The organism is Streptomyces sp. NPDC048442 (genome assembly GCF_040651475.1).
Taxonomy (GTDB): domain Bacteria; phylum Actinomycetota; class Actinomycetes; order Streptomycetales; family Streptomycetaceae; genus Streptomyces.
This window is the reverse complement of the sequence record NZ_JBEZKB010000006.1, coordinates 260,831-287,808: the sequence shown is the minus strand read 5'-3', so window position 1 is coordinate 287,808 and position 26,978 is coordinate 260,831. Positions and strand designations below refer to the sequence as shown.

The 26,978-nt window shown below is 71.9% G+C and carries 21 protein-coding genes; 15 read left to right on the top strand and 6 right to left on the bottom strand.

Annotated elements, in window-relative coordinates; genetic code table 11:
• Positions 1-14 precede the first annotated feature (14 nt).
• The 13 genes from AB0D18_RS12420 (at position 15) to AB0D18_RS12360 (ending at position 19,903) form a co-directional block, all read left to right on the top strand.
• On the top strand, positions 15-803 hold the full coding sequence (locus AB0D18_RS12420) for an ATP-binding protein (RefSeq protein ID WP_362415786.1): 789 nt from the start codon (positions 15-17) through the stop codon (positions 801-803).
• Positions 800-1,477: a response regulator gene (locus AB0D18_RS12415; RefSeq protein ID WP_362415784.1), complete on the top strand. Its 678-nt coding sequence runs from the start codon at positions 800-802 to the stop codon at positions 1,475-1,477. The genes AB0D18_RS12420 and AB0D18_RS12415 overlap by 4 nt, the downstream gene beginning before the upstream one ends.
• Complete coding sequence (locus AB0D18_RS12410) at positions 1,477-3,141, top strand: MFS transporter (RefSeq protein WP_362415782.1); 1,665 nt, start codon at positions 1,477-1,479, stop codon at positions 3,139-3,141. Before AB0D18_RS12415 ends, AB0D18_RS12410 begins: the two co-directional genes overlap by 1 nt.
• Positions 3,142-3,196: 55 nt before the next feature.
• A complete protein-coding gene (locus AB0D18_RS12405) occupies positions 3,197-5,923 on the top strand; it encodes a YCF48-related protein (RefSeq protein ID WP_362415780.1) in 2,727 nt (908 codons plus the stop codon).
• A complete protein-coding gene (locus AB0D18_RS12400) occupies positions 5,920-6,540 on the top strand; it encodes an RraA family protein (RefSeq protein ID WP_362415778.1) in 621 nt (206 codons plus the stop codon). Before AB0D18_RS12405 ends, AB0D18_RS12400 begins: the two co-directional genes overlap by 4 nt.
• A 665-nt stretch (positions 6,541-7,205) precedes the next feature.
• Positions 7,206-8,822 (top strand): amino acid adenylation domain-containing protein, encoded by a 1,617-nt coding sequence (locus AB0D18_RS12395; protein WP_362415776.1) that lies wholly within the window; start codon positions 7,206-7,208, stop codon positions 8,820-8,822.
• A complete protein-coding gene (locus AB0D18_RS12390) occupies positions 8,819-10,336 on the top strand; it encodes a citrate/2-methylcitrate synthase (protein WP_362415774.1) in 1,518 nt (505 codons plus the stop codon). The genes AB0D18_RS12395 and AB0D18_RS12390 overlap by 4 nt, the downstream gene beginning before the upstream one ends.
• Complete coding sequence (acnA, locus tag AB0D18_RS12385; protein WP_362415772.1) at positions 10,333-12,972, top strand: aconitate hydratase AcnA; 2,640 nt, start codon at positions 10,333-10,335, stop codon at positions 12,970-12,972. The genes AB0D18_RS12390 and acnA overlap by 4 nt, the downstream gene beginning before the upstream one ends.
• A gap of 14 nt (positions 12,973-12,986) precedes the next feature.
• On the top strand, positions 12,987-14,363 hold the full coding sequence (locus AB0D18_RS12380; protein ID WP_362415770.1) for a DUF6025 family protein: 1,377 nt from the start codon (positions 12,987-12,989) through the stop codon (positions 14,361-14,363).
• Entirely contained in the window at positions 14,360-15,412 is a 1,053-nt protein-coding gene (locus AB0D18_RS12375) for a dipeptide epimerase (protein ID WP_362415768.1), read from the top strand. The genes AB0D18_RS12380 and AB0D18_RS12375 overlap by 4 nt, the downstream gene beginning before the upstream one ends.
• Positions 15,409-16,836, top strand: coding sequence for an LLM class flavin-dependent oxidoreductase (locus tag AB0D18_RS12370; RefSeq protein ID WP_362415766.1), 1,428 nt, complete (start codon positions 15,409-15,411; stop codon positions 16,834-16,836). The genes AB0D18_RS12375 and AB0D18_RS12370 overlap by 4 nt, the downstream gene beginning before the upstream one ends.
• Positions 16,833-17,354: a flavin reductase family protein gene (locus AB0D18_RS12365; protein ID WP_362415764.1), complete on the top strand. Its 522-nt coding sequence runs from the start codon at positions 16,833-16,835 to the stop codon at positions 17,352-17,354. Before AB0D18_RS12370 ends, AB0D18_RS12365 begins: the two co-directional genes overlap by 4 nt.
• 20 nt (positions 17,355-17,374) lie before the next feature.
• Positions 17,375-19,903, top strand: a complete 2,529-nt coding sequence (locus AB0D18_RS12360; protein WP_362415762.1) for an ATP-grasp domain-containing protein — start codon at positions 17,375-17,377, stop codon at positions 19,901-19,903.
• 120 nt (positions 19,904-20,023) lie between these two features.
• Here the strand turns inward: AB0D18_RS12360 and AB0D18_RS12355 are convergent, their stop codons facing one another.
• Positions 20,024-21,022, bottom strand: coding sequence for a YdcF family protein (locus AB0D18_RS12355; protein ID WP_362415761.1), 999 nt, complete (start codon positions 21,020-21,022; stop codon positions 20,024-20,026).
• A 223-nt stretch (positions 21,023-21,245) separates the two neighbouring features.
• Here AB0D18_RS12355 and AB0D18_RS12350 point away from each other — a divergent pair, with 223 nt between their 5' ends.
• A complete protein-coding gene (locus tag AB0D18_RS12350) occupies positions 21,246-21,638 on the top strand; it encodes an SSI family serine proteinase inhibitor (RefSeq protein WP_362415759.1) in 393 nt (130 codons plus the stop codon).
• A 41-nt stretch (positions 21,639-21,679) separates the two neighbouring features.
• On the opposite strand, the gene AB0D18_RS12345 is transcribed toward AB0D18_RS12350, so the two are convergent.
• The 5 genes from AB0D18_RS12345 to AB0D18_RS12325 all read right to left on the bottom strand — a co-directional run bounded on the left by AB0D18_RS12345 (position 21,680) and on the right by AB0D18_RS12325 (position 26,235).
• Positions 21,680-21,841, bottom strand: a complete 162-nt coding sequence (locus AB0D18_RS12345) for a hypothetical protein (protein WP_362415757.1) — start codon at positions 21,839-21,841, stop codon at positions 21,680-21,682.
• A 105-nt stretch (positions 21,842-21,946) separates the two neighbouring features.
• On the bottom strand, positions 21,947-22,912 hold the full coding sequence (locus AB0D18_RS12340; RefSeq protein ID WP_362415755.1) for a cytochrome c oxidase assembly protein: 966 nt from the start codon (positions 22,910-22,912) through the stop codon (positions 21,947-21,949).
• Positions 22,913-23,027: 115 nt separating this feature from the next.
• Positions 23,028-24,053 (bottom strand): 6-phosphofructokinase, encoded by a 1,026-nt coding sequence (locus AB0D18_RS12335; protein ID WP_362415753.1) that lies wholly within the window; start codon positions 24,051-24,053, stop codon positions 23,028-23,030.
• 188 nt (positions 24,054-24,241) lie between these two features.
• Positions 24,242-24,970: a glutamine amidotransferase gene (locus AB0D18_RS12330; protein WP_362415751.1), complete on the bottom strand. Its 729-nt coding sequence runs from the start codon at positions 24,968-24,970 to the stop codon at positions 24,242-24,244.
• 26 nt (positions 24,971-24,996) lie between these two features.
• The gene (locus tag AB0D18_RS12325; RefSeq protein WP_362415749.1) at positions 24,997-26,235 is read right to left on the bottom strand and encodes a MurT ligase domain-containing protein; all 1,239 of its coding nucleotides are present in this window, start codon (positions 26,233-26,235) and stop codon (positions 24,997-24,999) included.
• 172 nt (positions 26,236-26,407) lie between these two features.
• Here AB0D18_RS12325 and def point away from each other — a divergent pair, with 172 nt between their 5' ends.
• Positions 26,408-26,953, top strand: a complete 546-nt coding sequence (gene def, locus AB0D18_RS12320) for a peptide deformylase (protein WP_362415747.1) — start codon at positions 26,408-26,410, stop codon at positions 26,951-26,953.
• The last annotated feature ends 25 nt before the right edge of the window (positions 26,954-26,978 follow it).

Below are 26,978 nucleotides of genomic sequence, written 5' to 3'. Positions count from 1 at the left end.
GAGGGCTGTTACCCGTGATTCCTCGCACACTTCCGGATGTCCTGCGGCCGTCGGACGCCCCGCAGTCACAAGCTGCGCGGTGCAGTCGGGACACCCTCGCGGTCCGCAGTCACGAGCGGCGCAATGCCCTGCACATCCTGTACGGCCTGATGGAGCTCGCCGAGCACGCGAAGAGGCACCCCGGGTCGGGCGCGGCCTCGCCGGGGCCGCCGTTCGCCGAGATCCTGGATGCTGGGAGCCGCATCGAAGTACCCCTGGTACTGGCCCAGTTGATCGGCAAGGCCATGGTCGCCGAACAGCGGGGGGTGGCCCTCAGGCTGAGCCCGCAGTCCGTGCTGAGCGGGCGGCCCGGCCAGGCCGAGGACATCGTCACCGTGCTCGGCAACCTCGTCGACAACGCCCTCGACGCCGTGACGGGCGGCGGGATCGTGGACCCCCGCGTCGAGATCTCGCTGCGCGAGGACGAGGAGTGCGTCGAACTCGCGGTCGCCGACAACGGCCCCGGTGTCCCCCCGGACCTGCGCCGGCGGATCTTCGTTCCGGGGTTCTCCACCAAGCCCCGAACTGGCGTACGGGCCAGGGGACTTGGCCTCGCGCTGATACGGGCCGTCACGCTGCAGGGCGGCGGGACGGTCACCGTCGCCGACCGGGACGACGGCGGGCGCGGTGCGGTGTTCACCGTACGCATGGCGGCCGGGCCGCGAGGAGACGCCCTGCGAAGACCCGCCGCACGAGGAGCGGCCGCACGAGGAGCCGCTGTGCGAGAAGCAGCCCCGCGGGGAGCCGTCGGGAGCCTTCGGTGATCGAAGTCCTGGTCGTGGACGACGACTTCTACGTGGCGAAGATCAACGCCCATTACGTGTCGGAAGTGCCGGGCTTCCGCGTCGCCGGCATCGCTCACGACGCCGCGCCCGCGCTCGCCGCCGTGGAGCGCGGCGGCATCGATCTGATCCTGCTCGACCAGCATCTGCCCCATGAGAGCGGACTGTCCCTCGTCCGCAGGATGCGCGGGCTCGGGTACGACATCGACGTCATCATGGTCACCGCGGACCGCCGCGCCGCCTCCGTGCGCGAAGCCCTGCGCGTCGGCGTCCTGCAGTACATCGTCAAACCGTTCACCTGCGAAGGGCTGCGCGCCAAACTGGAGGCGTACGTCCAGCTGCGCAGCATCATCGAGGACGGCGCCGAGATGGACCAGGCCCGCATCGACCGCATGCTGGGCGCACTGCGCACCCCCGAGAGCGAGCACGCGCTGCCGAAGGGCTTCTCGGAGCGCACCGCCGAGCTGGTCAAGCGGATCGTCGGGGAGCACGGGACGGGCCGGCAGATCTCCGCCCAGGAAGTGGCCGAACGGGCCCGGATCAGCCGGTCCACCGCGCAGCGCTACCTCAAGTACCTCGCCGAAGCGGGAAAGTTGAGGCTCTCGCTGCGCTACGGCGACAGCGGACGCCCCGAGCACCTGTACACGAGCGGCTGATGGAGCCGGACAGATACGGGCTGCCCCTCCGGCTCCCCGTCTGGTGCGAGGCCTGGTTCCGGCAGGACATCGTGGCCACCGGGCGCCACCGGGCGGCCCCCGCGCTGCTCTTCGGCGTCGGCATCGGGCTGGTCGGCATCTTCTGCCCACCGCTGCTGATCGCGGGCGCGCTGCGGCTCAGCCGCCCGCGCGGGACGCCACGACCTCCCGGACCCCCGGCGGGGCACGGCTCCCACCGGAACCCGGCACGCACGGCCGGCCGCAGCACGCACCGTCGGACGTACTGGATTTATGAGCAGAGCGGGCTTTTCGCCGTCAAGTCGGTTTGCGCCCACAAGCGATCGCGCGAGCCCGCCGGGCACCTAGCCTCCACACCAACAGCCAGGCACCCGCAGGGAATCCGCCAGGACAGGAAGACCATCGTGCTGACCCGTATCCTCCCTCCGCCAGGACCTGCCCGGATGCTCACCGTCATCACCATGGTGATGGCCCTCGGACAGGGCCTGTGGATGGCCATCAACGCGATCTACGCGGTGACGGTGATCCGTCTCACGCCGGGGCAACTCGGCCTCAGCATAGGAATATCGGCCGCGCTCGTACTGGTGTCGAGCATCCCGCTCGGGCACCTCGCGGACCGGGCCGGACCCCGGACCGTACAGATGTGGTCCTTCCTGGCGCTGGCGCCGCTGACGGCCGCCCTGCTGTTCGTGGACGGCTTCTGGTCGTATCTGATCGTCACGTCCGTCCAGGGCTTCGCCTACCGGGCCGGCAACAACGCCCGCAAGGCGATGATCGCGGCGAACGTGCCGCGGGAGAACCGTGCGCACGTGATGGCGTACATCCGCGCATCCCTCAACGCGACGATGGCGATCGGCGCCTGTCTGTCCGGTCTCGTACTCGCCTGGGGGGCGCGCGAGGGCTATCAGGCCGCCGTTGTGTTCACCGCCCTCTGCTTCCTCGCGACGGGGCTGCTCACGCTGAAGGAGCCTCCTGTTCCGCCGGTGCCGGCCTCCGCGGGCGCCGCGTTCGCGGTCCTTCGCGACATGCCGTTCCTGCTGTTCACCGCCCTGGACGGGCTGCTCGTCACCCATGCTCTGCTGCTCGATCTCGTACTGCCGCTGTGGGTGATCCACCGCACGGAGGCGCCGCGCTGGATGAGCGCGGTCATCCTGCTGGTCAACACCGGGTTCGTGGTGGCCTTCCAGACGAGGGCGGCGCGCGGCACCGACACCCCCAGGGCCGCCTCGTGGGCGAGCCTGCAGGGCGCCTGCTGCGTCGCGGTGGCCTGCCTGGTGTTCGCCATGTCCGGCGGCAGGGGACTGCTCGAAGCGTGCCTCCTGCTGGTCGTCGGCGCACTGCTGCACGCGCTGGGGGAGATCCGGCAGGCGGCGGGCAGCTGGACCATCGCCTTCGATCTCGCTCCCGATCACGCCCAGGGCCAGTACCAGGGCACGTACAAGATGGGCGGCGACATCGGCAAGATGTTCGCCCCCGCGCTCTTCGCCTGGCTGATCGTCGACCACGGCGCCGGCGGCTGGGTCGTCCTCGGGGTGTCGTACGCGGTCCTGGGCGCCGCGATGCCGGCGGTCGTGGCGCGCGGCACCCGCAGCCGCGCGCGGGCAGCGGCCGCAGGCAAGGATCCGGCGGCAGCCACCGCCGGGTGACCTCAGGGCCGCCTTGGCCCGACCCCCACCGATCCACAGAATCGACGAGGTACCCATGAACTGCACCATCGCCCCACGGAGCGTGAACCTCCAGGGCGTCTGCCTGGTGGACGAGGCGCACGGCTGGGCCGTCGGCGACGGAGGCATGATCCTCGCGACCGTCGACGGCGGCCGGCGCTGGGAGTCCCAGGGCGACACCGACAAGGACCTGCGCGCCGTCTGCTTCGCCGACACCCGGCGCGGCTGGACGGCCGGCCGGGACGGCACCCTCCTGCACACCACGGACGGCGGCCGGACCTGGGAGCGGCGCGAGCCGGGCACCGACCGCAATCTGTACGGCATCTCCTTCGAGCCCTCGGGCCTGGCCGGCTGGGCGGTCGGCGACAGCGGCGTGATCCTCGCGACCGTGGACGGCGGCCTCACCTGGCAGCGCCAGTACTCCGACGACACCCACTTCACCCGCTGCTTCACGCTCGACGCGAAGACGGTCTGGGCGATCGGCAAGCACGGAAACATCCACGCCACCGTCGACGGCGGCGCGACCTGGACCGTCCAGCGGAGCAACGCGGAGGTCGACCTGCGCGGCATCTACGCGGTCTCCCGCGAACTGTGCTGGGCGGTGGGCCGGGCGGGCACCGTACTGCGCTCCGCGGACGGCGGCGGCACGTGGTTCCGTGAGGACGCGGGGACCGGTCTCGACCTGTACGGACTGTGGGCGGCGCCGGACGGCCTGGTGCTCCGCACGTCGGGCGACGACGGCGCCATCTTCGCCTCGCAGGACGGCGGCCGCACCTGGACGCCGCAGTCCAGCGGTACTACGGCGGACGTGGTCTCCCTGGCGCTGATGCCGGACGCCCGGCACGGCTGGACGGTCGGCGACAACGGCCTCGTCCTGCGCACCGGGGACGGCGGCGAGACCTGGACCCCTCAACTTGCCGGAATCCACAAGGACTTGACCGGGGTGTACGGCGAAGGCGACTCCCGCTGGGCGGTCGGCCAGGACGGTGTACTGGCCACCAGTGCGGACGGAGGTAGGACCTGGCAGATCGGCGCCACCGGCACCGGCGCGCTGATCTGGGACGTCCACTTCGCGGCGGGTGGCAAGCACGGCTGGGCGGTCGGAGACGCGGGCACCGTCCTGCGCACCAGAGACGGCGGTACGCACTGGACACCGGCGGACAGCGGGGTCGGACTCCCGCTCTTCGGCGTGCACTTCGAGTCGGGCGGCGAGCGGGGCTGGGCGGTGGGCGAAGCCGGCACGCTGCTGGCCACACAGGACGGCGGCACCACCTGGACACCTCGGGACAGCGGCGTACAACTGCCCCTGTTCGGTGTTCACTTCGAGGCTGAGGGTAAGCAGGGCTGGGCGGTCGGCAGTGAAGGAACCGTCCTGGCCACCGACGACGGCGGCACCACCTGGCAGCGCCAACAGGCCACAATCCGGGAGACGTTGAGCCACGTCCACGCAGGCCCCGCAGGCCGTGCCACCGCGGTGGGCCGGGCCGGCACCCTGCTCGTCACGCGGGACGGCGGTACGACCTGGGCCCCTCGGGACAGCGGCACCGCCGTCAGCCTGTGGGGCGTCGCCTTCGCGGAACGGGGCGAGCGGGGCTGGGCGGTGGGCGACGGCGGTACGGTCCTGGCGACGCGGGACGGCGGCCGCTCCTGGTCCGCCCAGGACAGCGGAGTCGTCGACAACCTGAAGGCGGTCTGGGTGCACCCGGACGGCCGACAGGTCCATGCGGTCGGGGACGGCAGTTCGGTCGTCGCCACCCGCGACCAGGGCGAGACCTGGTCCCTGGAGGTGGCGAGCACCGGCCGCAACCTGTACGGGGTCCACCTCTTCCCCGGCGGGCAGGGCGGCGCCCCCGACGGAGTCCCGGCCCGTGCCCCCGACCACACTCCCGCCGGGGAGGAGAGCTTCCCCGGCGGCATGAACGGCTGGGTGGTGGGCGACGGCGGCACCGTGCTCGCCCTCCGCGACGGCGGCCGCTTCGCACCGCAGCCGAGCGGCACACCGGCAAACCTGTATTCGGTCTCACCGGCCGGCTCCTGCGTCGCCTGGGCGGTGGGCCGGGCCGGTACGATCCTCCACACCCGCGACGCGGGCACCACGTGGCGCCAGCAGGACAGCGGCAGCACCAAGGATCTCCTCGAAGTCCACGTACGCCCGGACGCGTTGACGGCCTGGGCGGTGGGCGACCGGGGCACGATCCTCGCGACCACCGACGGCGGCGCGACCTGGCAGCACCAGCCGAGCCCTTACCCGGACTGCGGCCTGTGGGCGGTGGACTTCGCGGACGCTTCCACGGGCTGGGCGGTGGGCACCGGCGGCACCGTGTTCGCCACCACCGACGGCGGTAGGACCTGGCGGACCCAGGACAGCGGAGGCGAGGACGACCTGATCGACGTGCACGCCGTCGACACCCGGACGGCCTGGGCGGTGGGACACCGCGGCACGATCCTGCGGACCCGCGACGGCGGCCGCAACTGGCACCGCTGCACGAGCCCCACCAGCCAGAACTTCACCGCGGTCCACTTCACGCCGGACGGCACGACCGGCAGTGCGGTGGGCCGCAGCGACACGGTGATCACGACCCGGGACGGCGGCGACACGTGGCGGACGGCCTTCACCGGCTCGGGAATGTCCCTGTGGAACGTCCAGGTGTTCACCGGCCTGGAATTCTGGATCGTCGGTGACGAGGGCCATGTGCTCTCGACCGTGGACGGCGGCACGACATGGAACCAGCACTTCTACAGCCCGGAGAAGGACAGACGATGACCGAGATCAAGACGTTCGAGGACGTTCCCCCCACCACCCTGGCGGACCTGCTGGGCCGGGCCCAGGTGATGGACACGGGAATCCGCCCGCTGTGGGACTCGCCCCGGATCGCGGGCCCCGCCTACACGGTGAAGTGCGTGCCCGGCGACAACCTGATGCTGCACGCGGCGATCTACCGGGCGGAGCCCGGCGCGGTCATCGTCGTCGAATCGGGAGACCTGGACCACGCGCTGGCCGGCGGCAACGTGTGCGCGGTGGCGCAGCGCCGGGGCATCGTGGGGTTCGTGGTGGAGGGAGTGATCCGCGACCTCGCGGAGGTCCGCGAGGCGGGCTTCCCGGTGTTCTCACGCGGGGTGATCCCGATCCCCGGTACGAAGAAGAAGCTGGGCGAACTGGGGACCGCCGTACGGGTGGGCGGGGTGCTGATCCACCCGGGTGACGTGGTGGTCGCGGACGAGGAGGGCGTGGTCGTCACACCGTCCGCCGACGCGCAGAAGGTACTCGAAGCGGCGCGGGCGAAGCTCGTGAAGGAGGCCGGAGAGACGCTGGACGCCTGGGGGGAGAACCACCGGGCACGGATCGAGAAGGCACTGGGCGAACAGGGCTTCACGGGCTGAGGCCCGCAGCGAGCCGACGAGCCGCGAACGGGCGGCCGGTGGAGAGAACCCCACCGGCCGCCCGTTCGCTGTGCGCCGACCGGCCCGGGGCGCGCGGACAGTCTGTGCGCCGACCGGCCCGAGGTGCGCGGACAGTCTGTGCGCCGACCGGCCGGGACGCCGGGACGGGCTGTGTGCCTGCGAGGCTGCGGGTGTGGACGGTCCGTGTGTCCGTCGGCCCGCAACGCCTGGACAGTGCGGGATCCGGCGGGGGTGGAGTGCCCGGATGGTGCGCGAGTGCGGCGCCGGGCGGGGCCCGCCCTGGGTGATGGGGTGGGGTCCGGGTACCGGAGGAGTTCATGTGCCGGCCGGGCTCCGAGGGCAGGGAAGGTCCGCGATCGTGACGGGTTCCAGTGCCTGGGCAGTCCGCGAGCGCGACGGAGTCAAGCGCGCGAGCAGCCCCTGCGCGCAGCGGAGTTGACTGCCCGAGCAGGCCCTGCACGCAGTGGAGTTGACCGTCTGAACAGCCCCTGCGTGCAGCGGAGTTGACCGTCCGAACAGTCATGAGCACAACGGGATTTACTCGGCTCAAGAATGTTTAGAGGTTCAGCGCGCGCAATAGGGAGCCTTTTCGGCCGCCGTCGATAGCGTCCTGCACGTCCCGTTCCCGATGCGTTCGGATCGACATGACCACAGCACTGAACCCGCGCCTGGGCGCCGGACTTCTCGAACACGCCCGCCTGCAGCCGGCGCGGACGGCCCTGACCGTCGGCCGCCGCGACTACAGCTACGAAGAGGCCGTCGACACCGCCCGCCGCTGGGCCTCCCTGCTCGTCGAGGCCGCCGGTGGCCGGCCGGGGCGCGTCGGCGTCTTTGCCTACCGCAGCGAAGCCTCCTACCTCGGTGTGGCCGCCGCCCTCTTCGCCGGCGCCGCCTTCGTGCCGCTCAACCGGAAGTTCCCCGTCGAGCGCACCCGCTCCATGCTGGAGCGCGCCCAGGTCGACGCGCTGATCGTCGACGCCGCCTCCCTGCCCGCCCTCCCCGACGTGCTCCGGGGGCTGCGCCGCAAACCCGTCGTGCTGCTCGCCGACGTCGTACGGAGCGAGGCCGGGGAACTCGGCCCGGACGTACGGGTGCTGGACGCCATGGACCTCGCCATCGCCCAGCCCCTGCTGCAACTCCCCGCGGTGGCCGCCGACGACATCGCCTACCTGCTCTTCACCTCCGGCAGCACCGGCACCCCCAAGGGCGTCCCGGTGACACACGGGAACGTGCGGGCGTTCCTCGACGCCAACCAGGAGCGCTACCGGATCACCGCCGACGACCGGCTCACCCAGACCTTCGACCAGACCTTCGACCTGTCGGTCTTTGATCTCTTCATGGCCTGGGAGAACGGTGCGCGGCTCTGCGCGATGGACCCCCTGGAGATCATCGCGCCCGCCAAATACCTTGAGCGCAACGCAATCACCGTGTGGTTCTCCGTGCCCTCCGTCGGCGCCGTACTGCGCAAGCGCGGAGCGCTCAAGCCGGGATCCATGCCCACCCTGCGGTGGAGCCTCTTCTGCGGTGAACCGCTGCCCCGGGCCACCGCCGAGGCATGGCAGGCCGCCGCACCCCGCTCGACGGTCGAGAACCTGTACGGGCCCACCGAGCTCACCGTCGCCTGCACGGTCCACCGCTGGGACCCGGCGACCAGCCCAGCCGCCTGCGTCCACGAGAACGTACCCATCGGGCGCCCCTACCAGGGCCTCCAACCCCTCGTCGTGGACGAGGAGTTGAACCCGGTGGCAGCGGGGGAGAGCGGCGAGCTCTGCATGGCCGGGGCCCAGACCACCCCGGGCTACTGGCAGGCCCCCGACCTCACCGCCGAACGCTACTTCCGCCACGGAGGCAGGACGTACTACCGCACCGGCGACCTGGTCCGGCTGCAGGACGGTGAGTACGTCTGCCTCGGGCGCAACGACCAGCAGGTCAAGGTCGGCGGGCACCGCGTCGAACTCGGCGAGATCGAGGCCGTACTGCGGCGGGCCGGCGCCGTCGAGGCCGTCGCCCTGCTCTGGCCCGACCCGGACACCCTCACCGCCGTGGTCTCCGGCGTCCCGAACCCGGGCCCACTCGCCGCGGCCTGCGAAGCCGCCCTGCCCGTCTACATGACGCCGCGTTCCGTGCGTCTCGTCGACGAGATGCCGGTCAACGCCAACGGCAAGGTCGACCGCGCCGCGCTCCGGCGCCTGCTCGACAGCCCGGCCGACGCCGACCGGGCCCCCACCCCGCCCCCGACCCGCAGAAAGGGCCTCGCGTGAGCAACGTCGACCAGCTCGTCGCCGTCACCCTCGGCATCCCCGAGGAGCGCGTCACGGATGCACTCGAATACCAGTCGATCAAGCAGTGGGACTCGCTCCGCCACGTCTCGCTGATGGTCGCGATCGAGAAGGAGTACGGCGTCGAGATCGACGACGAACTCGTGCTGAGCCTGCGTTCCGTGGCCGACATCCGCGAGTACGCCGCCAGCCTGGCCGCAGGCCCCGCCACCGGGACCACAGAAGGGACCACAGAAGGGACCGCAGACGGGACCGGGACCGCCACCAGGACCGCCACCAGGACCGACACCGGGACCTCCACCCGGGCCGCCGTCCAGGCGGCCCGTCCCGCAGCGGAAGCCGCCACCAGGGCCTCCGAGGGCGGCCGCCCCGTCCACCGGGGCCTGGAAGGCATCGCCTTCGACCGCACCACCATCACCCGTATCGACGGCACCGCCGGCACCCTCGAATACCGCGGCTACAGCATCCACGACCTCGCCGGGCAGGCCTCCTTCGAAGAGGTCGCCCACCTCCTCGTACACGGTGAACTGCCCGAGGCGGCCGCCCGGGAGAACTTCACGAAGAAGCTGACCGCGGCCCGCGAACTGCCCGCCCCCGTGCTCGACCTCGCCCGCTCCCTCGCGCACGCCCACCCCATGGACGCGCTGCGCACCTGCGTCTCCGCGCTCGGCGCCCACGCGCCGCGCCGCCCGCACGGCACCGACGAAACCCTCGAAGAGGCCCGCGAGAACGGCATCGCGCTGATCGCGCAGATCCCGATGCTGGTCGCCGCCCACCACGCGTTCCGCGACGGCCGGGAGCCGCTGCGGCCCGCCGAGGACGCCACGCACGCCGAAGCCTTCCTCACCGTCCTGCTCGGCGAGACGCCGGGCCCGGCCGCCGTGCGGTTCCTCGACAAGGGCTTCATCGTGCACGCCGACCACAGCTCCAACGCGTCCGCGTTCACCGCCAGGGTCGCCATCGGCTGCCGGGCCGGCATGACCGCGGCAGTCACCGCCGCGATCGCCGCCTTCGCCGGTTCCGTGCACGGCGGCGCAGCCGAACGCGTCGTCGGCCTCATCGACCGGGTCGGTGCCCCGGAGCACGCCGAGGCGTACGTCGCCGCGCTGCAGGGACGGGGCGAGCCCGTGATGGGATTCGGCCACCGCGTCTACCGGACCGAGGACCCGCGCGTACGCCATCTGCGGGCCACCGTCGTGGAGTTGAGCAAGGAGTGCGGCGACGGCACCGGGCTGGAGATCCTCGACGCCGTGGCCGCGGCGATGGCCCCGTACCACCGGCACGGCGTCGCCGCCAACGTCGACCTGTACGCGGGGCTCGCCTACCGGCTGCTCGGTCTGCCCGACGACCTCGCCGTGCCGCTCTTCGTGGTGGGACGCACCGCGGGCTGGGTCGCCCAGGCCCTGGAGCAGCAGTCCAACAACGTACTGATCCGGCCGCTGCTCGACTACGTCGGCGACCAGGAGCGCGCCTACCCGAGGACGGCCGAGCGATGACCCGTACCCCGAACTCGACCCCTGTCCCGGCCGCTACCCCTACCCCGACCCGTGCCCCCTCCCTGCCCGGCTTCGCCGCCGCGCACGGCTTCGCGCTCGACGCCGTCCCGTACACCGGACGCGTCCTGATCGAGGCGCTGCTCAGGGACGGTGACCTGGACCGGGCCGCCGTACTGGGCAAGCGCCTCGCAGCCGGCGAGGAACCGGACCTGGAGCTGCCGTTCCGTCCCGCCCGCATCCTCGTGCAGGACTACACCGGCATTCCGCTGCTCGTCGACCTGGCGGCGCTGCGCGACCGGGTCGCCGAGCCCGGCCGGGTCAACCCGGCGCTGCCCGTCGACGTCGTCGTCGACCATTCCGTGCAGGCCGACTGGGCGGGCCGGCCCGACGCGCTCAGCCTCAACGAAGCCCTGGAGATGTCCCGCAACAAGGAGCGCTACGCCTTCCTGAAGTGGGCCGAAGGAGCCTTCGACGGGCTGCGGGCCATCCCGCCGGGACGCGGCATCGTCCACCAGGTCAACCTGGAACAGCTCGCCACCGTCGTGGCCGAAGGACCGGACGGGGAGCTGTTCCCCGACACCGTCATCGGCACCGACAGCCATACCACCATGGTCAACGGACTCGGCGTGCTCGGCTGGGGTGTCGGCGGCCTGGAGGCGGAGGCCCAGGTGCTCGGCCTCGCCCAGCCCCTGCGCATCCCGCAGATCGTCGGCGTCCGCCTCACCGGTGCCGTCAGCCAGGGCACCTCGCCCACCGACGTGGTGCTCGCGCTGACCAAGCGGCTGCGCGAGGAGAACGTACGGGCGCTGATGCTGGAGTTCACCGGTCCTGGGCTCGACGTGCTCAGCGCACCCGACCGCTGCACCATTGCCAACATGGCCCCCGAATACGGTGCCATGTCCGCGTTCTTCCCGGTCGACGGGGAAACCCTCGACTACCTGCGGCGCACCGGCCGCTCCGAGGCCGAGGTGGCACGGGTGCGGGCCTACTGCCGCACCCAGGGACTGCTGCGCGAGGGCCCCGACCCCGTGTTCGGGCGCGTCATCGACTTCGACCTCGGCGAGGTCGGGCCGAGCCTGGCCGGGCCCAGCCGCCCCGACCAGCGGATCTCGCTGGGCGAACTGCCCGCTTCCTTCGAGGCGCTCCACCGGGCAGAGATACGCACCGAGGACGGCATCACCGACGGCGACCTCGTGATCGCCGCCATCACCTCCTGCACCAGCACCTCCAACCCCAAGGCGATGCTGGCCGCCGGACTCCTGGCCCGCCGGGCCGTCGAGCGCGGACTCACCGTGCCGGGACACGTCAAGACCAGCCTCTCGCCGGGCTCCCGCGCCGTCACCCGCTATCTGCGCGACTCGGGCCTCCTCGCCGACCTGGAGACGCTCGGCTTCCACGTCGCCGGATACGGCTGCATGACCTGCAACGGCGGCAGCGGCCCGCTCAACACGGGAGTCGGCGGGGCCGTCGACCGGGCGGGCCTCACTGTCGCCGCCGTCCTCAGCGGCAACCGCAACTTCGAGTCCCGGGTGCACTCCCAGGTCCGGGCCGGTTACCTCGCCTCCCCGGCCCTGGTCGTGGCCCTCGCCCTGTCCGGCACCGTCCGCGCCGACCTGGCGAGCGAGCCGCTCGGCACCGACCGCGAAGGCAACCCCGTCCACCTGCGGGACCTGTGGCCGCACAGCGGTGAACTGCAGGATCTGGAGGACGAGTTCGTCACCCCCGCCGTCTTCACGCGTGAGGAAACCCCAGGCCCTGCCTGGCAGGCGATCCCCGCACCGCAGGGCGCCGTGTTTGCCTGGGACGAGAACTCCACGTACATCCGCCCACCCGCCTACGTGGACCCGGTGACCGCCCGCGGCCCGCTGACCGGCTCCCTGACCGGCGCCCGTGCGCTGCTGGCGCTCGGCGACGACATCAGCACCGACCACATCTCACCCGTCGGCGCCATCCCGGCGACCTCACCCGCCGGACGGCACCTACTGGAGAGAGGCGTACGGGACTTCAACTCCTACGGCTCCCGGCGCGGCAACCACGAGGTGATGGCCCGCGGCACCTTCAGCAACCCGCGACTGCGCAACGCCCTGGCAGGCGACGGCGACAGCGGCGGTACGACACTGCACCTGCCGTCCGGCGAACGGCTGCCGGTCTTCGAAGCAGCCGAACGCTACGCAGCCGAAGCCACCCCCCTCGTCGTCCTGGCAGGCCACAGCTACGGCATGGGCTCCTCCCGCGACTGGGCCGCCAAGGGCCCCTGGCTGCTGGGGGTGCGCGCGGTGCTCGCGGAGAGCTTCGAGCGGATCCACCGTGCCAACCTGTGCGCGATGGGCATCCTGCCGCTGCTGCTCCCCAAGAGCTGGGCCGAGCTGGGGCTGACCGGGCACGAGGAGTACGCACTCGACCTCGACCGGGTGCGGGACACCGGCCGCGTACCGGTCACCGCCGGCTCCGCCGCCTTCACCGTCCGGGCCGACGTGCATTCGGCGGGGGAGTGGGACGTGGTCCTCGCGGGCGGCACCCTGCCGTACCTGCTGGGACGGCTGCACGCGCAGGAGGCGGCAGCCGAGAGCCCGTGCCCCGCGCACGCGCAGGAGGCGGCGGCCGAGAGCCCGTGCCCCGCGGAGGCCGCCCGGTGAACACCGTGAGTACCGTGAGCACCCACCTCCTGGACCGGCTCGGGCTGCGCGAGGCCGCCGGCGCCGACGCGCTCACCACCGGCAGGAAGACGTTCGTACCCGTCCACCTCGGCAACCACGACGTGACCATCGCCACCGTCCTGGACGAGATCGCCGCCGACCCCACCCTGCTGCCGCCACGCACCGGCCACCTCGGCAACTGGGAGGACATCGCGGCCGGCCGTTCGGGGCCGATGGACTTCAACACCGCGATCTGCGGCGGCGGCCACGGCTATCCGCTGATCTACGGATTCACCCGCACCGAAGCCGATATGGAGGGCGGGGACGAGGCCTACCAGCCGGGCTCGCTGATCGAGGGGGGCAAGCGGCACACCCTCGCCCTGCACTCCTGGGACGGCACCGGCTTCGTACGCCGGGACCGCTCGCGGGCCCTGTTCTGCCCGCTCGTACAGGCAGAAGTGGACGGCGAGCTGCATCCCCTGGTGGACCTGCACTGGCAGCGGATGCAGGACCTCGGCTACCCCTTCAAGCAGTGGGCGGCCGCCCTCACCGACCACGCCGCGCTCGTCACCGACATGCTGACGCTGCTCCTGGAACAGGCGGCGGCGCAGGGCCGCAACCAGGCCTTCGCCGAACTGATCAGCCAGGCGGTACGGCTCGACGGCGAGGTGGCGCGCTGCGACCTGCGACCGGACAACGCCGGCTATCTGCTCGACGGCCACCGCTACCCGTCGGCGCGCGCACTCGCCGAGACCGTACTGCTGACCGTGCGCGCCCTCGTGGAGCCCGCCGAGTTCTTCACCCGGCTGCCCGAACTGCCGCCGGTGCTCCCGGTGATGTCGCTGCAGCTCACCAACGTACTGTTCGCACTGCTCGACATGCACCATCCGGACGCCCCGCCGGGCACGCGGGAGTCGCCGTTCATCACGCACCTGCACTGGGGTGCGCGGGCCATGGCGGGCTGCCCGCCCCGGCGCGGCGGCTACCTCTCGCGCCGCTCCACGGTGCGGTCCCTGCGCGCCCTCACCGACCCGCTGACCGCGCACTTCGACGAGGCCGCCCCGATGGCGTTCGTGCTGCTGCCCGCGCAGGCGTTCATGCTCTGCCCGCCCAGTACGTCGCCCGACGACACCGAGATCCTCGCCGGTCTGTTCGCCACCGTACGGGCCGCCGGACCCTCAGCCGCGTACGAGACGACCCTGGGCTGGCTCGACGGCAACGGCGAGCGGCTCTCCGGGTACCTGCGCAGCCGCTTCAGGAGCGGCAGCGGCGTACCCGCGGACGGGACACCGCGCGAGCCCGCCGTGCCGGTGGAACCCGAGGGTTTCCGTGAGCTGAGCTTCCGTCAGGCCTGCGGCGCCGTCGCGGCCTTCGAGGAGGTACTGGGATGAGGATCGCCCACCGCGAGGTCGTCATCCCCCTCCGGGAGCCGTTCGCCAGCAACACCGGCGTCACCACCGAGGTCCGCCAGCGGATCGTCGAGCTCGACTGGGAGGGCCACACGGGCTACGGCACCGCCCGCGGCGCCGACGCAGACGAACTGGACGCCTGCACCACTGCCCTTGACGGGGCGTCACCTCTCGAGATCCAGCGCGTCCTGCAGGACGTCGACAGCCTCGACCGTATCGGCCCCGCCGCCAGGGCCGCCCTCGACATGGCGCTGCACGACCTGCTGGGCAAGGCCTGCGGGCAGCCACTGCACCGCCTGCTCGGCCTCGAAGGCCTGCCGGTGCAGCCCACGGCCCTGTCCATCGGAGCCTGCTCGGACGAGGAACTCGTCGTACGCGCAAAGGAGTTGGCCGACTGGCCGGTCCTCAAGCTGAAGCTCACCCCCGAGGACGACGGCAGCCGGGCCGGGGTGCTCCGGTCCGTCTACGGCGGCCGCATCCGGGTCGACGGCAACGGCTCCTGGACCCCCGAACAGGCGCTCAAGGTCGCCGACGAGCTCCACCGGCACGACGTCGAGCTCCTCGAACAGCCCGTCGCACCAGGGAACTTGGACGGCCTCCGCCAGGTGCACGAGCGCTCCCCGGTACCGGTCTTCGCCGACGAGGACTGCGCAGGACCCGAGGACATCCTGCGGCTGCGCGGCAGCGTCACCGGAGTCAACATCAAGCTGCTCACCTGCGGCGGCCTCGCCCGCGCCCACCGGATGATCACACTCGCGCACGCCTGTGACCTGCAGGTCATGCTCGGCTGCAAGGTGGAGAGCAGCCTCGGCACCACCGCCATGGCACAGCTCGCCGGCCTCGCCGACCAGCTCGACCTGGACGGACCGGTCGGCCTGCTCGGCGACCCGTTCACCGGCATGCGCATCGACCGTGGCGCCCTGATCCTGCCCACGGCACCCGGCATCGGCGCCGTCCCCACCGACGAGCGCACCTTCCCCGTTCCCCCGGGCACACCCTCTGCCCCAAGCCCTTTGGAGATCCACCGGTGAGCAGCCCGCAGCGCCGCATGATGAAGCTCGGCGCCTTCCTTCCCGCGCCCGGTCACCACGTCGCCGCCTGGCGGCACCCGAACGCCCGCCCCGACGGCGGCCTCGACTTCGACTACTACCGCTCGCTCGTACAGACCGCGGAGCGCGGCAAGTTCGACATGATCTTCCTGTCGGACGGGGCCGGCGTACGCACCAAGTACAAGGACGCCGACGAACTCAGCAGGCAGGGCCGCATGGTCCACTTCGAGCCGATGACGCTGCTGTCCGCGCTCGCCGTGCACACCACGCACATCGGACTGACGGCGACCTCCTCCACGACGTACAACGAACCCTTCACCGTGGCACGGCAGTTCGCCTCCCTCGACCACCTCAGCGCGGGCCGCTCCGGCTGGAACGTCGTCACCTCCGCCACCGACGCCGAGGCCCGCAACTACCACCTCGACAAGCAGCCCGAGCACGCGGCGCGCTACCACAGGGCGCGCGAGTTCATGGAGGTCGTCACCGGCCTCTGGGACAGCTGGGAGGACGACGCCTTCCTCTACGACAAGGAGTCGGGCCGCTTCTTCGACCCGGAGAAGCTGCACATCCTCGGCCACCGCGGCGAGCACTTCTCGGTGCGCGGCCCGCTCAACGTGGCCCGGCCGCCGCAGGGTTACCCGGTGATCGTGCAGGCCGGATCCTCCCCGGACGGCCAGGACTTCGCCGCCCGCTGGGCCGAGGTCGTCTTCACCGTGCAGCAGACCCTGGACCAGGCGCAGGTCTACTACCGCGGCCTGAAGAAGCAGGTCGCCGACTACGGCCGCGACCCCGACGACGTGTTGATCCTGCCCGGCGCCTTCATCGTCGTCGGCCGCACCCAGGCCGAGGCCGAGGACAAGTACGAGACGCTGCAGGCCCTCGTCGACCCGGTGGTGGGCCTCGGCATGCTCTCGTACCAGCTCGGCATGGTCGACATCTCCGGCTACCCGCTGGACGGGCCGCTGCCCGAACTGCCCGCCACCGAGGGCAGCACCAGCAAGCAGCAGATGATCTACGAACAGGCCAGGCGGCAGGGGCTCACCCTCCGCGAGCTGTACCTGTCCGTCGCCGCGGGCCGCGGCCACCGCTTCCTGCTCGGCACCCCCGAGACCGTCGCGGACCAGCTGGAGGAGTGGTTCGTGAACGAGGCGGCCGACGGCTTCAACATCATGCCGGACTACCACCCCGACGGCCTCGACGCGATCGTCGACCTGCTCGTGCCCGAGCTCCAGCGGCGCGGCCTGGTCCGCACCGAGTACGAGGGCACGACACTGCGCGAGAACCTGGGCCTGCCGCGCCCCGGATTCGGCGCGGCAGCGGGGTTCGGTGCGGCGGCAGGCCCCGGTGCGGCAGCGGGCTTCCGCAAGCCGGCGGGCTCCGGCGCGGCGGCAGGTGCGGGCAGGTGAGCGTCGACGTGGCCACCGCGACGACCGTGGACGGCGGCGAGCTGCGCTCCGTGCTGCGGACCCACGCCGCCGGCGTCGCGGTGCTCACCGCCGCCGACGCGACCGGGCCGCTGGGCGTGACGGTGACCTCCTTCACCTCGGTGAGCGCCGCCCCCGCCCTGGTGTCCGTCACCCTCGCCGACGTCTCCACCACCTGGGCGCGGCTGCGGCACTGCACGCACTTCGGCGTCCAACTGCTCGGGGCCCACCAGGCCGGCCTGGCACGGCGCTTCGCCACGCCAGGCGCCGACCGCTTCGCGCCGCCCACCGGCTGGCAGGCGGGCCCCCACGGGGTTCCGCTGCTCGACGACTGCCTGAGCTGGCTGGTCTGTTCCCCGTACGAGCGGCTCCGGCTCGGCGACCACCACCTGCTGGTGGGCGCCGTACAGCAGGTACGGCACGGGGCCGGCGGCGACAGCCTGGTGCATCTGCACGGGAGCCTGCGCCCCGTCACCGCTCCCACCCCCGCGAGGACCTGAAACCATGAGGACCTGAAACCATGCCGAAAGCCCTACTGCTCTCCCGCCAGCCGCTGACCGCACGCCCCCTCCAGGACTGGCTGGACGGCACGGCCGAGGAGATCGTCCTGCTGACGACTCCGAAGGCCGTCGCCGGCGCCGAGGCCGCGCTCGCCGCGCACTTCCCCCAGCACCGGCTCGTCGACGACTACCACGCCTGGTCCACGGAGCAGGCCGCTGAGGAAGCGGCCAGGGAGTACGGGGCCGGGCTCGTGGCCAGTACCAGCGAGAGCGATGTGCTGCGGGCGGCCCGGCTGCGCGAGCGGCTCGGACTGCCGGGCCAGGGCGTCGCCTCGGCGCTCGCGTACCGGGACAAGGTCGTGATGAAGGAGCAGGTACGCGGGGCCGGCCTCAAGGTGCCCGCGTTCACGCCCGTCGACAGCCCGGCCGACCTGCTGGGCTTCGTCGCAGCCGAGGGGTATCCGGTCGTGGTGAAGCCGCGCCTCGGTGCGGGCGCGCAGGACGTGTCGATCCTGCGGGGACCGGCCGACGTGACGGCCTTCCTCGACCGGGAGCGCTCGTCGGACGTGCCGTACCTCCCGGGCCAGTGGATGGCGGAGGCCTTCCAGACGGGGGAGTTCTTCCACGTCGACGGCATCATGCGGGGCGGCCGGATCGTGCACGCCTGGCCCGCCCGGTACAGCGGCGGCCTCGCCGAGCGCATCCACGACCAACTGCACATCGGCAGCGTCCTGTTGGCCCCCGACGACCCGGAGGTGGCCGTACTGCGGCGCATGGCGGCCGACGTGGTCGCGGCACTGCCCGCCGCGCCGCATCCGCTCGCCTTCCACCTGGAGGCGTGGATCGACTCCTCGGGCGAGCCGGTGTTGTGCGAGATCGCGAGCCGGGCGGGCGGCGCGCTCATCGCGGAGGCGTACGAGCGTGCCTTCGGCGTCCAGTTGGCGAAGGAGGGGCTGCGCGCCCAGTGCGGGGCGGAGCTGACGCTCGACGCACAGCCCGCGTCGCCCTCGGTGGCGGTCGGCTGGGTGCTGCTGCCGCCCGGCCACGGCACGTTCGTACCACCGGCCGGGCCCTGCCCGGTACCGGGCGCCGAGGTGACGCTGTTGCTTGAGGCGGGCGCGCGGTGCAGCGGAGTGGAGCACGTCTCGGACGCGGCGGCCTCGGTGTTCGTGACGGCGGACAGTGCGCAGACGGTGCAGAAGCTGCTGGCCGAGGCGATGGACTGGTGGCGCGAGAACACGGCGTGGAAGGAACCGGCCGACGTGGCCGAGAGAGAGAAGGCCCCCATGGAATCGTCCGAGCACATACTCGTCGTCGGTCCCGGCCGCGACTTCCCGGCCCGGATCCGCAGCGCGCGGCCCGGCACCAGGACCACGGTGATCTGCCAGCTCGACTACCTCGGCAGGGTCCGCGAGCCGGGCGACAACGCGCGCGTGCTCGGCCTGCGCAGCGACTCCCCCGACCAGGAGTGGATCGACCTGGCGGCGGCCGCGCACGCCAGGGACCCGTTCACCCGGATCGGCACGTTCGGCGAGCGCGACCAGGACCACTACGCGGTGATCGCCGACGCCCTGGGCCTGCCCGCGCACACCCCGCGGACCGTGACGCTGGTCCACGACAAGGAGGCCATGCGGGTACGGCTGCGGGAGGCGGGCGTCGACACGACGGCCTGCGCACGCGTCGAAGACGTCGACCGGCTGCGGGAGTTCGTCCGCGCGCACGGCACCCCGTGCGTGGTGAAACCGGTCTCCAGCTCGGGCAGCGCGGGCGTCACGAAGGTCTCGGACGAGAGCGAGCTGGCCGAGGCCTTCGCGCGGGCCGCCGACAGCTATCTGGGCCTGTCCAACACGGGGGTCCTGGTGGAGGAGTTCCTGGAGGGCCCGCAGTTCAGCGTCGAGGCCTTCTCGGAGGCGGGCGAGCACGTGATGGTGGCGATCACCCGGAAGTACTCGGACCCGCAGAGCTTCGTCGAGCTCGGCCACGTCGCCCCGGCCGACCTGTCGGACGTCGACACGAAGGCGATCCACGACTACGTACCGGGGATCCTGGACGCCCTCGGCATCACCTTCGGCCCCACCCACACGGAGGTCATCCTCACCCCGAAGGGCCCGCGCCTGATCGAGACGCACGTCCGGATGGGCGGCGACATGATCCCGACGCTCGCCCTGGAGGCGACCGGTGTGGACATCGACGACTGCACCGCCCGTCAGACCCTCGGCGAACAGGTTCTCCCGGCGATCAGGGCCACCCTGGAGGAGGAGACCGGGCGGGACTGCTCGGCCATCTGGTTCGCCGCGCTGGACGCCCCCGGCACGCTCGAGGAGGTCCACGGCCTCACGGAGGCCCGCGCCCTGCCCGGCGTCACGGAGGTGGACCTCATGCTCCGCCCCGGCGCGAAGGTGGGCACGCTGGAGAGCTCGGTCTCCCGGGTGGCGTACGCGAGGGCCTCGGCCCCGACCCAGGAACAAGCGGTACGGGCAGCCCGCGCCGCGGTCTCGGCCCTGGAGTTCCAACTGCGGGTGAGCGGGCGGGAGACGGACACGGTCTGAGGCGGTCGGGAGAGAGCCGAGCGCGGCCCGGCCACGCGCACACGCCGCGCGGCCCGGCCACGCACACACGCCGCAGGGCCCGGCCACGTACGCACACCGTGGCCGGGCCCCGCGGGTGGATCAGGCGAGTCCGGAGAGCGAGCCCATGAAGACCAGCAGTGCGCACATCCCGAAGTTGATCACCTTGTGCCCCATGAAGACCGCGACGAACTCCCGGATGACCGCGCTCGGCCAGAAGTAGCGGGCCGTGGGAGAGCCGATCACCTGGCCGTTGATGAGTGTCTTGCGGGCCATCAGGGCGGCCCGGAAGGCGTGGTAGTTGTTGGTGACGACCACGCACCGGTACCCGGGATCCACCTCGCGCATCATGGCGCCGCTGAGGGTCAGGTTCTCCTCCGTGGTGCGGGACTTCCCCTCCTGCAGGATCCGGTCCTCCGGTACGCCCGCCTCGACCAGGTACTCCGCCATGGCCTGCGCCTCCGGGCGGTCCTCGTCCGGGCCCTGCCCGCCCGAGGTGACCATCATCGGGTTCCCGCCGGCCGCGACCTGCGCGTCGTACAGCGCACGGCCCTTGTCCAGCCGGCTGGCGAGCAGCGGCGGCACCTTGTTGCGGATCAGTCCCGATCCCAGTACGACGACGAAGTCGAGGCGGCCCCGGGGCTTGAACGAGCCGTACAGCAGCGAGTACAGCAGGAAACAGGTGAAGAGGAAGGACACGTACCCCACGACCAGGACCGCGATCACGGTCACCGTGCCCAGCGCGCGCGAGCCGGTCGAGAGCGTCGCGACGAGCATCACGGAGAGTCCGACGATGCCCAGGCCCGCCAGCAGGGACAGGAGATTGGCCGGGCGCCGGCCCTCCTTGCGGACCATCGTCAGACCGTTCCTGATCAGGAACACGGCCAGGGTCAGCGCGGACAGGACGGCCAGCAGGAGGAGGGTGGCGGCCAGGGCACCCGCGACGGCGGGATGCGACTGCCCCGTCTTCAGCATCAGGCCGAGCACCGCGAAGAAGAGCGCGAAGACCAGGTAGACGCCGTTGCGCAGACGTCGTCGGTCGCGCAGCATGCTGACGGCGAGGGCCAGAAGGAAGACTCCGGCCGGCGCGAATACGATCATGCGTGTACGGTACGTCACTTCCGGCGGCCCCCGGAACGCTTTGAGCCGCCCCCGGAACGCTTTGAGCAGGGACCCGAGTGGCGCTCAAGCCGGGACCAAGTGGGGCAATGCAGAACCCTCGGGCGGGTGAAGGCCGGGCGGCGGGCGGCGTGGCCGGTTGCCGGGTCCTGGCCGTGGCGGGTGCGCTCTCTCCCGACACTCCCGTTCCCGATCCGGAGGCCCCATGCGCATCCGTTCCGCCGCCGTCGCGGCAGTCGCCCTGCTCACTCTCACCCCGGCGGCCACGGCGGTCGCGGGCAGCCACCCCACCCCCGAGCGGGGCCTGCTGCTCACCGTCTCCCACGCGGACAGCACCTGGATCCGCGGCGTCGGCCTGCAGTGCCCGCCGCGCTCGGGCGGCCGCCACCCCGAGGCGCGGGCCGCGTGCAACGCCCTGACCTGGGCACGCGGCGACTTCGACGCGCTGCCCGGCGACCCGCACGTGTGCACCAAGCAGTACGACCCGGTGACGGCGACGGCGGACGGCACCTGGCACGGACGTACCGTCCACTGGGCGAAGACCTTCGGCAACGCGTGCATGCTCGACGCGGAGACCGGACCGGTGTTCCGCTTCTGACCGCTTCTGACCGCTTCTACGACGCGCGGCCGCGCCCCCGTTCAGCGGCCCCGCGTCGTCGCCGCCGTTCCCACGGTGGCCAGCAGCAGCACCACCCAGCCGAACCACAGCCAGCCGTTGCTGCCCATCGCGGCCGTGTACGCGCTGATGACCACCAGCGTTCCGACGGTGAGCATTCCCATCGACTTCGGTGAACCGGACATGTGCGCCCCTCACTCCGAGTGGAGGGCCATCGTCACCCGCCGGGGCGTACCACCGCTACAGCTGGGACCCGATCGGCCGCGCCCCTACGACTCGCCGCTGCGCCCCTACGACTCGCCGCCGCGCGTCCGCAGCGAGGCCAGGTACGCGTTGTACGCCTCCAGCTCCTTGTCGCCGTCCCGGTCCGCCGCCCGGTCCGATCGCCGCGCCACCCGCTGCTCGGACCGGTACCACTGGAAGACCAGCGCGATCAGCACCAGCACGGACGGGATCTCGCTGAACGCCCAGGCGATGCCGCCCGCCGCGTTCTGGTCGGCGAGCGCGTCGATGCCCAGTGAGGCGGGCGGATTCTTGTACGCCTCCACCATCGGCTGCGTCGCCATCATCAGCGCGATCCCGAAGAACGCGTGGAAGGGCATGCCCGCGAACAGCTCCAGCATCCGCATCACATAACCGGGCCGGTGCGGCCCCGGGTCGACGCCCATGATCGGCCAGAAGAAGATCAGGCCGACGGCGAGGAAGTGCACCATCATCGCCACGTGGCCGACCGTATTGCCCATGAGCAGGTCGAAGAGCGGGGTGAAGTAGAAGCCGTACAGGCTCGCGATGAACAGCGGGATCGTGAACGCCGGGTGCGTGATGATCTTCATGTACCGGCTGTGCAGCAGGGCCAGGAGCAGCTCGCGCGGACCCTTGCGGCCCTTGCGCCCGCGCCCGGACACGGGCAGCGCCCGCAGCGCCAGGGTCACCGGGGCGCCGAGCAGCAACAGGATCGGTGACAGCATGCTGACGATCATGTGCTGCACCATGTGCACGCTAAACATGACCATGCCGTAGTCGTTGAGCTTGGTGCACATCACCAGGAGCACGGTCAGCACGCCGACGACGAAGAAGACCGTACGGCCGACCGGCCAGCCGTCGCCGCGCCGCCGCAGCCGCACCACGCCCCACCCGTACAGGGCCAGCGCCGCCAGGCAGCCGATCAGGAAGAAGGGATCGGGGGAGAGCTCAAGGCCCCGTCCCAGCGTGAACGGCGGCAGATCCATGTTCATGCCGTGCCCGCTGTGGTCCATCCGCTGACTCCTGATTAGTGCCGGTTGTCCGGTCCAGAGTAGATCTGCCCCCGGCCGCTTCGGCGACCGGGGGCAGTTCGTCAAGCACTCAACCGGATCGGGCGAGTGCGCGGGATCAGAGCACGCACTCCGCTTCCGCGTACCGCTCCACCGGAACCGTCTTCAGCTCCTCGACCGCGCTGGCGAGGGGCACCATCTCGATGTCCGTGCCGCGCAAAGCCGTCATCATGCCGAACTCGCCGCGGTGCGCCGCCTCCACCGCGTGCCACCCGAAGCGGGTCGCCAGCACGCGGTCGTACGCGGTGGGGGTCCCGCCGCGCTGGACGTGGCCGAGGATCACCGCGCGGGCCTCCTTGCCGAGGCGCTCCTCCAGCTCGATCGCGAGCTGGTTGGCGACGCCCGCGAAACGCTCGTGCCCGTACTGGTCCTTCTTGCCGACGTCGAACTCCATCGACCCCTCGCGCGGCTTCGCACCCTCCGCGACGACGACGATCGCGAACTTCTTGCCCGCCGAGAACCGCTTGCCGACCAGCTCGGTCAGCTCCCCGATGTCGAAGGGCCGCTCGGGGACGACGATGGCGTGCGCGCCCGCCGCCATCCCGGAGTGCAGCGCGATCCAGCCGGTGTGCCGGCCCATGACCTCGACGATCAGTACGCGCTGGTGGGACTCGGCGGTGGTCTTCAGCCGGTCCAGCGCCTCGGTGGCGACGCCCACCGCGGTGTCGAAGCCGAAGGTGACGTCCGTCGACGCGATGTCGTTGTCGATGGTCTTCGGTACGCCGACGATGGGCAGCCCCGCCTCGGAGAGCAGGTGCGCCGCCTTCAGGGTGCCTTCGCCGCCGATCGGGATGATCGCGTCGAGACCCAGGTCGGCCACATGGCCACGGGCGGTCTCGACGCCGCCGCGCAGGTGTGCGGGCTGGACCCGGGAGGAGCCGAGGATGGTGCCGCCGCGGGCCAGGATGCCGTTGACGGCGTCCAGGTCGAGGGGGCGGTAGTCGCAGTCGAGGAGGCCCCGCCAGCCGTCGTGGAAGCCGATGACCTCGTCGCCGTGGTCGACGACGGCACGGTGGACGACGGAGCGGATGACGGCGTTCAGGCCGGGGCAGTCGCCGCCGGAGGTGAGGACACCAATGCGCATGGCGCGAAAACCTTTGCAACGTGGGCCGAGTGACCGGACCACGTCGTCCGGGCGGGTCCCGTCACCCTACAAGCGCAGGGTGACGGGACCGAACCGGGCGTCCAACGGGTGGACGCTCACGGGGAGCGTCCGAGGGGCTGTCAGCCGGGCTGTCAGCCGGACTTGTCAGCCGGACTGTCAGGGGACTGTCAGGCGGGCTGCGTGGCGCTGGCGATGCGCTCGGCGCGCAGCGCCTCGTACCACCGGTCGTCCGTCGGCGGCAGCGCGTTCACATCGAGGGCCAGCTTCAGCAGCAGGTCCGCGATCTGCGGGTTGCGGGCGAGCACCGGGCCGTGCATGTACGTACCGAAGACGGTGTCGTTGTACGCGCCCTCGGTGCCGTCCCCCGTGCCGTTGCCCTTGCCGAAGCGGACCCGGGCGAAGGGGCGCGCGGTGGGGCCGAGGTGGGTGATGCCCTGGTGGTTCTCGAAGCCGGTGAGCTGCGGGAGGTTCAGCGGGGCGTCGATGTCGCCGAGCACGTCGCCGACGCAGCGCTCGCCCTCGCCGCGGGTGGAGACCACGTCGAGCAGACCGAGGCCCTGCTCGCGCTGGCCGAGGTCGTTGATGAACTCGTGCCCCAGGATCTGGTACCCGGCGCAGACGGAGAAGACGATCGCACCGTTGGACACGGCACGGCTGAGGCCGCCGTCCTTGCGCAGCCGCTCGGCGGCGAGGCGCTGCGGCCGGTCCTCACCGCCGCCGATCAGGTAGATGTCGCCCGAGGTGGGGATGGGCTGGTCACTGCGGACGTCCACGCGCTGCACGTCCAGGCCGCGCTGACGGGCCCGGCGCTCGACGACGAGGGCGTTGCCCTGGTCGCCGTACGTGCTGAGGAGGTCCGGGTAGATCCAGACCAGTCGCAGACTGCTGTCGTTCATTCGAGTCATGGTCCCTGCGGCTCCTGTCAGTTGCCGACGCGGCGGCGGAGGTCCTGGAAGGCGGTGTAGTTGGCGATCGTCTCGATCAGACCGGGCGGCGCGAGCTGCACGGCCTCGTCGAGGGTCTCGCACACCCGGAAGTCCAGGTTCGCGACTTCGAGCCGTACCGCCAGGTCCAGCTTGCGGTCGCCGAGCACGAAGATCGGGTGACCGGCGAGGCGGGTGTAGTCGACGTCCCACAGCCAGGAGGTGTCGGTGCCGTCGGCGCCACGGGCGTTGACGGCCAGGATCACCGGCGTCGGCGGCGGGTTGATCAGCGAGAACGTCTCCAGCCAGCCGGCCGGGTTCTTCGCGAGCAGCAGCCGCAGTTCACGGTTCTGGAACTGGACGATGTCGTACCGCCCGGCCACCGCCTGCACCTGGTACATCCGCTCGAGCGCCACCTGCGGCGGTACGCCGAAGGTCGCCGCGACGGCGGCGGACGTGGCCGCGTTCGCCTTGTTGGCGCGGCCCGGCAGCTGGAGGTGGATCGGCCACGCGGAGCCGTGCGGGTCCAGGACGTGGTCGCCGGAGAGCACCCAGCTCGGCGTCGGACGGCGGAAACCGCAGTCGCCGCAGAACCAGTCGTCGCCGGGACGCTGCATCACACCGCCGCAGGAGGGGCACGACCAGGCGTCGTCCTTCCACTCCTGCCCGGCCGCCACCCACACCACGTTGGGGGACGAGGACGCCGCCCACACGATCAGCGGGTCGTCGGCGTTGGCGATGACGACGGCCTTCGAACCCGCAAGGCCCTCGCGCCACTTCTCCGCCAGCATCCGCGTCTCCGCGGCCCGGTCGAGCTGGTCGCGGGAGAGGTTCAGCAGCGCGATCGCCTTCGGCGTCACGTCGCGGGCGACCCCCGCGAGGTACTTCTCGTCGACCTCGATCACGCCGTACTTCGCGTCCGAGCCGCCCGCCAGGGCGGACGTGATGCCCGCCGGCATGTTGGCGCCGAGCGCGTTGGAGACGACCGGGCCGCTGGCCCGCAGGGCCTCCGCGATCAGCCGGGTCGTCGTCGTCTTGCCGTTGGTCGCCGAGACAAGCACCACGTCGAGGTGGTTTGCGAGTCGTCCCAGCAGGTCCGGGTCGAGCCTGAGCGCGACCTTTCCGCCGATCACCGAGCCGCTTCCGCGCCCCGCGGCGCGGGACACCGCCGCCGCGGCCTTGCCTGCCGTCACGGCCAGCTTGGCCCGCGGCGACAACGGCTCCGTGTTGCCTGCCATCGTCACTGATCCTCCTTGCATCCGGCGCCGCACTTGCCCCAGGTCCACCGGTCAACAGTCGGGGCTCAGCCTATCGAGATCCCGCCGTGTGCCCGAACCGCGGCACCCGTGGGGAAGGGCGCGGACCAGGCTCGACGGTACGTGACGCGTGGCGGAACGTACGCTTGCGGCCATGCGACTTCGCCCCATTCCCGGCAGTTCAGGCACCGTACGCCCGCTGACACTGCTCGGTGACCCCGTGCTGCACACCGCCTGCGAGCCGGTCACCGACTTCGGCCAGGACCTCGCCCGGCTCGTCGAGGACATGTTCGCGACGATGTACGCGGCCGAGGGCGTCGGCCTCGCCGCGAACCAGGTGGGGGAGTCCCTGCAGGTCTTCGTCTACGACTGCCCCGACGACGAGGACGTCCGCCACCTCGGCCACGTCGTCAACCCCCGCCTGGTCGAGGCCGACGGTGAGAGAGTGCGCGGCCCGGAGGGCTGCCTCTCCCTGCCGGGCCTGGAGGCGGGCACCGAGCGCTTCGACCACGCGGTCGTCGAGGGCTTCACCATGACGGGCGAGCCGGTCACGATCGCCGGCACCGGGTTCTTCGCCCGCTGCCTCCAGCACGAGTGCGACCACCTCGACGGGCTGGTCTACCAGGACCGGCTCACCGGCTGGCGCAGGGCGAAGGCACGGCGGGCGGTGCGTAGGGCGCCGTGGGGACGTACGTCTTAAGGATGCGTACCTCTCAGGGATGCTT

What these genes read in the sequence shown, in the direction of transcription:
- AB0D18_RS12410 (WP_362415782.1), top strand. Translation starts at nt 1,477, where the DNA reads ATGGAGCCGGACAGATACGGGCTGCCCCTCCGGCTCCCCGTCTGGTGC.
- AB0D18_RS12405 (WP_362415780.1), top strand. Translation starts at nt 3,197, where the DNA reads ATGAACTGCACCATCGCCCCACGGAGCGTGAACCTCCAGGGCGTCTGC.
- AB0D18_RS12400 (WP_362415778.1), top strand. Translation starts at nt 5,920, where the DNA reads ATGACCGAGATCAAGACGTTCGAGGACGTTCCCCCCACCACCCTGGCG.
- AB0D18_RS12395 (WP_362415776.1), top strand. Translation starts at nt 7,206, where the DNA reads ATGACCACAGCACTGAACCCGCGCCTGGGCGCCGGACTTCTCGAACAC.
- acnA (WP_362415772.1), top strand. Translation starts at nt 10,333, where the DNA reads ATGACCCGTACCCCGAACTCGACCCCTGTCCCGGCCGCTACCCCTACC.
- AB0D18_RS12375 (WP_362415768.1), top strand. Translation starts at nt 14,360, where the DNA reads ATGAGGATCGCCCACCGCGAGGTCGTCATCCCCCTCCGGGAGCCGTTC.
- AB0D18_RS12360 (WP_362415762.1), top strand. Translation starts at nt 17,375, where the DNA reads ATGCCGAAAGCCCTACTGCTCTCCCGCCAGCCGCTGACCGCACGCCCC.
- AB0D18_RS12355 (WP_362415761.1), bottom strand. Translation starts at nt 21,022, where the DNA reads ATGATCGTATTCGCGCCGGCCGGAGTCTTCCTTCTGGCCCTCGCCGTC.
- AB0D18_RS12350 (WP_362415759.1), top strand. Translation starts at nt 21,246, where the DNA reads ATGCGCATCCGTTCCGCCGCCGTCGCGGCAGTCGCCCTGCTCACTCTC.
- AB0D18_RS12345 (WP_362415757.1), bottom strand. Translation starts at nt 21,841, where the DNA reads ATGTCCGGTTCACCGAAGTCGATGGGAATGCTCACCGTCGGAACGCTG.
- AB0D18_RS12340 (WP_362415755.1), bottom strand. Translation starts at nt 22,912, where the DNA reads ATGGACCACAGCGGGCACGGCATGAACATGGATCTGCCGCCGTTCACG.
- AB0D18_RS12335 (WP_362415753.1), bottom strand. Translation starts at nt 24,053, where the DNA reads ATGCGCATTGGTGTCCTCACCTCCGGCGGCGACTGCCCCGGCCTGAAC.
- AB0D18_RS12330 (WP_362415751.1), bottom strand. Translation starts at nt 24,970, where the DNA reads ATGAACGACAGCAGTCTGCGACTGGTCTGGATCTACCCGGACCTCCTC.
- AB0D18_RS12325 (WP_362415749.1), bottom strand. Translation starts at nt 26,235, where the DNA reads ATGGCAGGCAACACGGAGCCGTTGTCGCCGCGGGCCAAGCTGGCCGTG.
- def (WP_362415747.1), top strand. Translation starts at nt 26,408, where the DNA reads ATGCGACTTCGCCCCATTCCCGGCAGTTCAGGCACCGTACGCCCGCTG.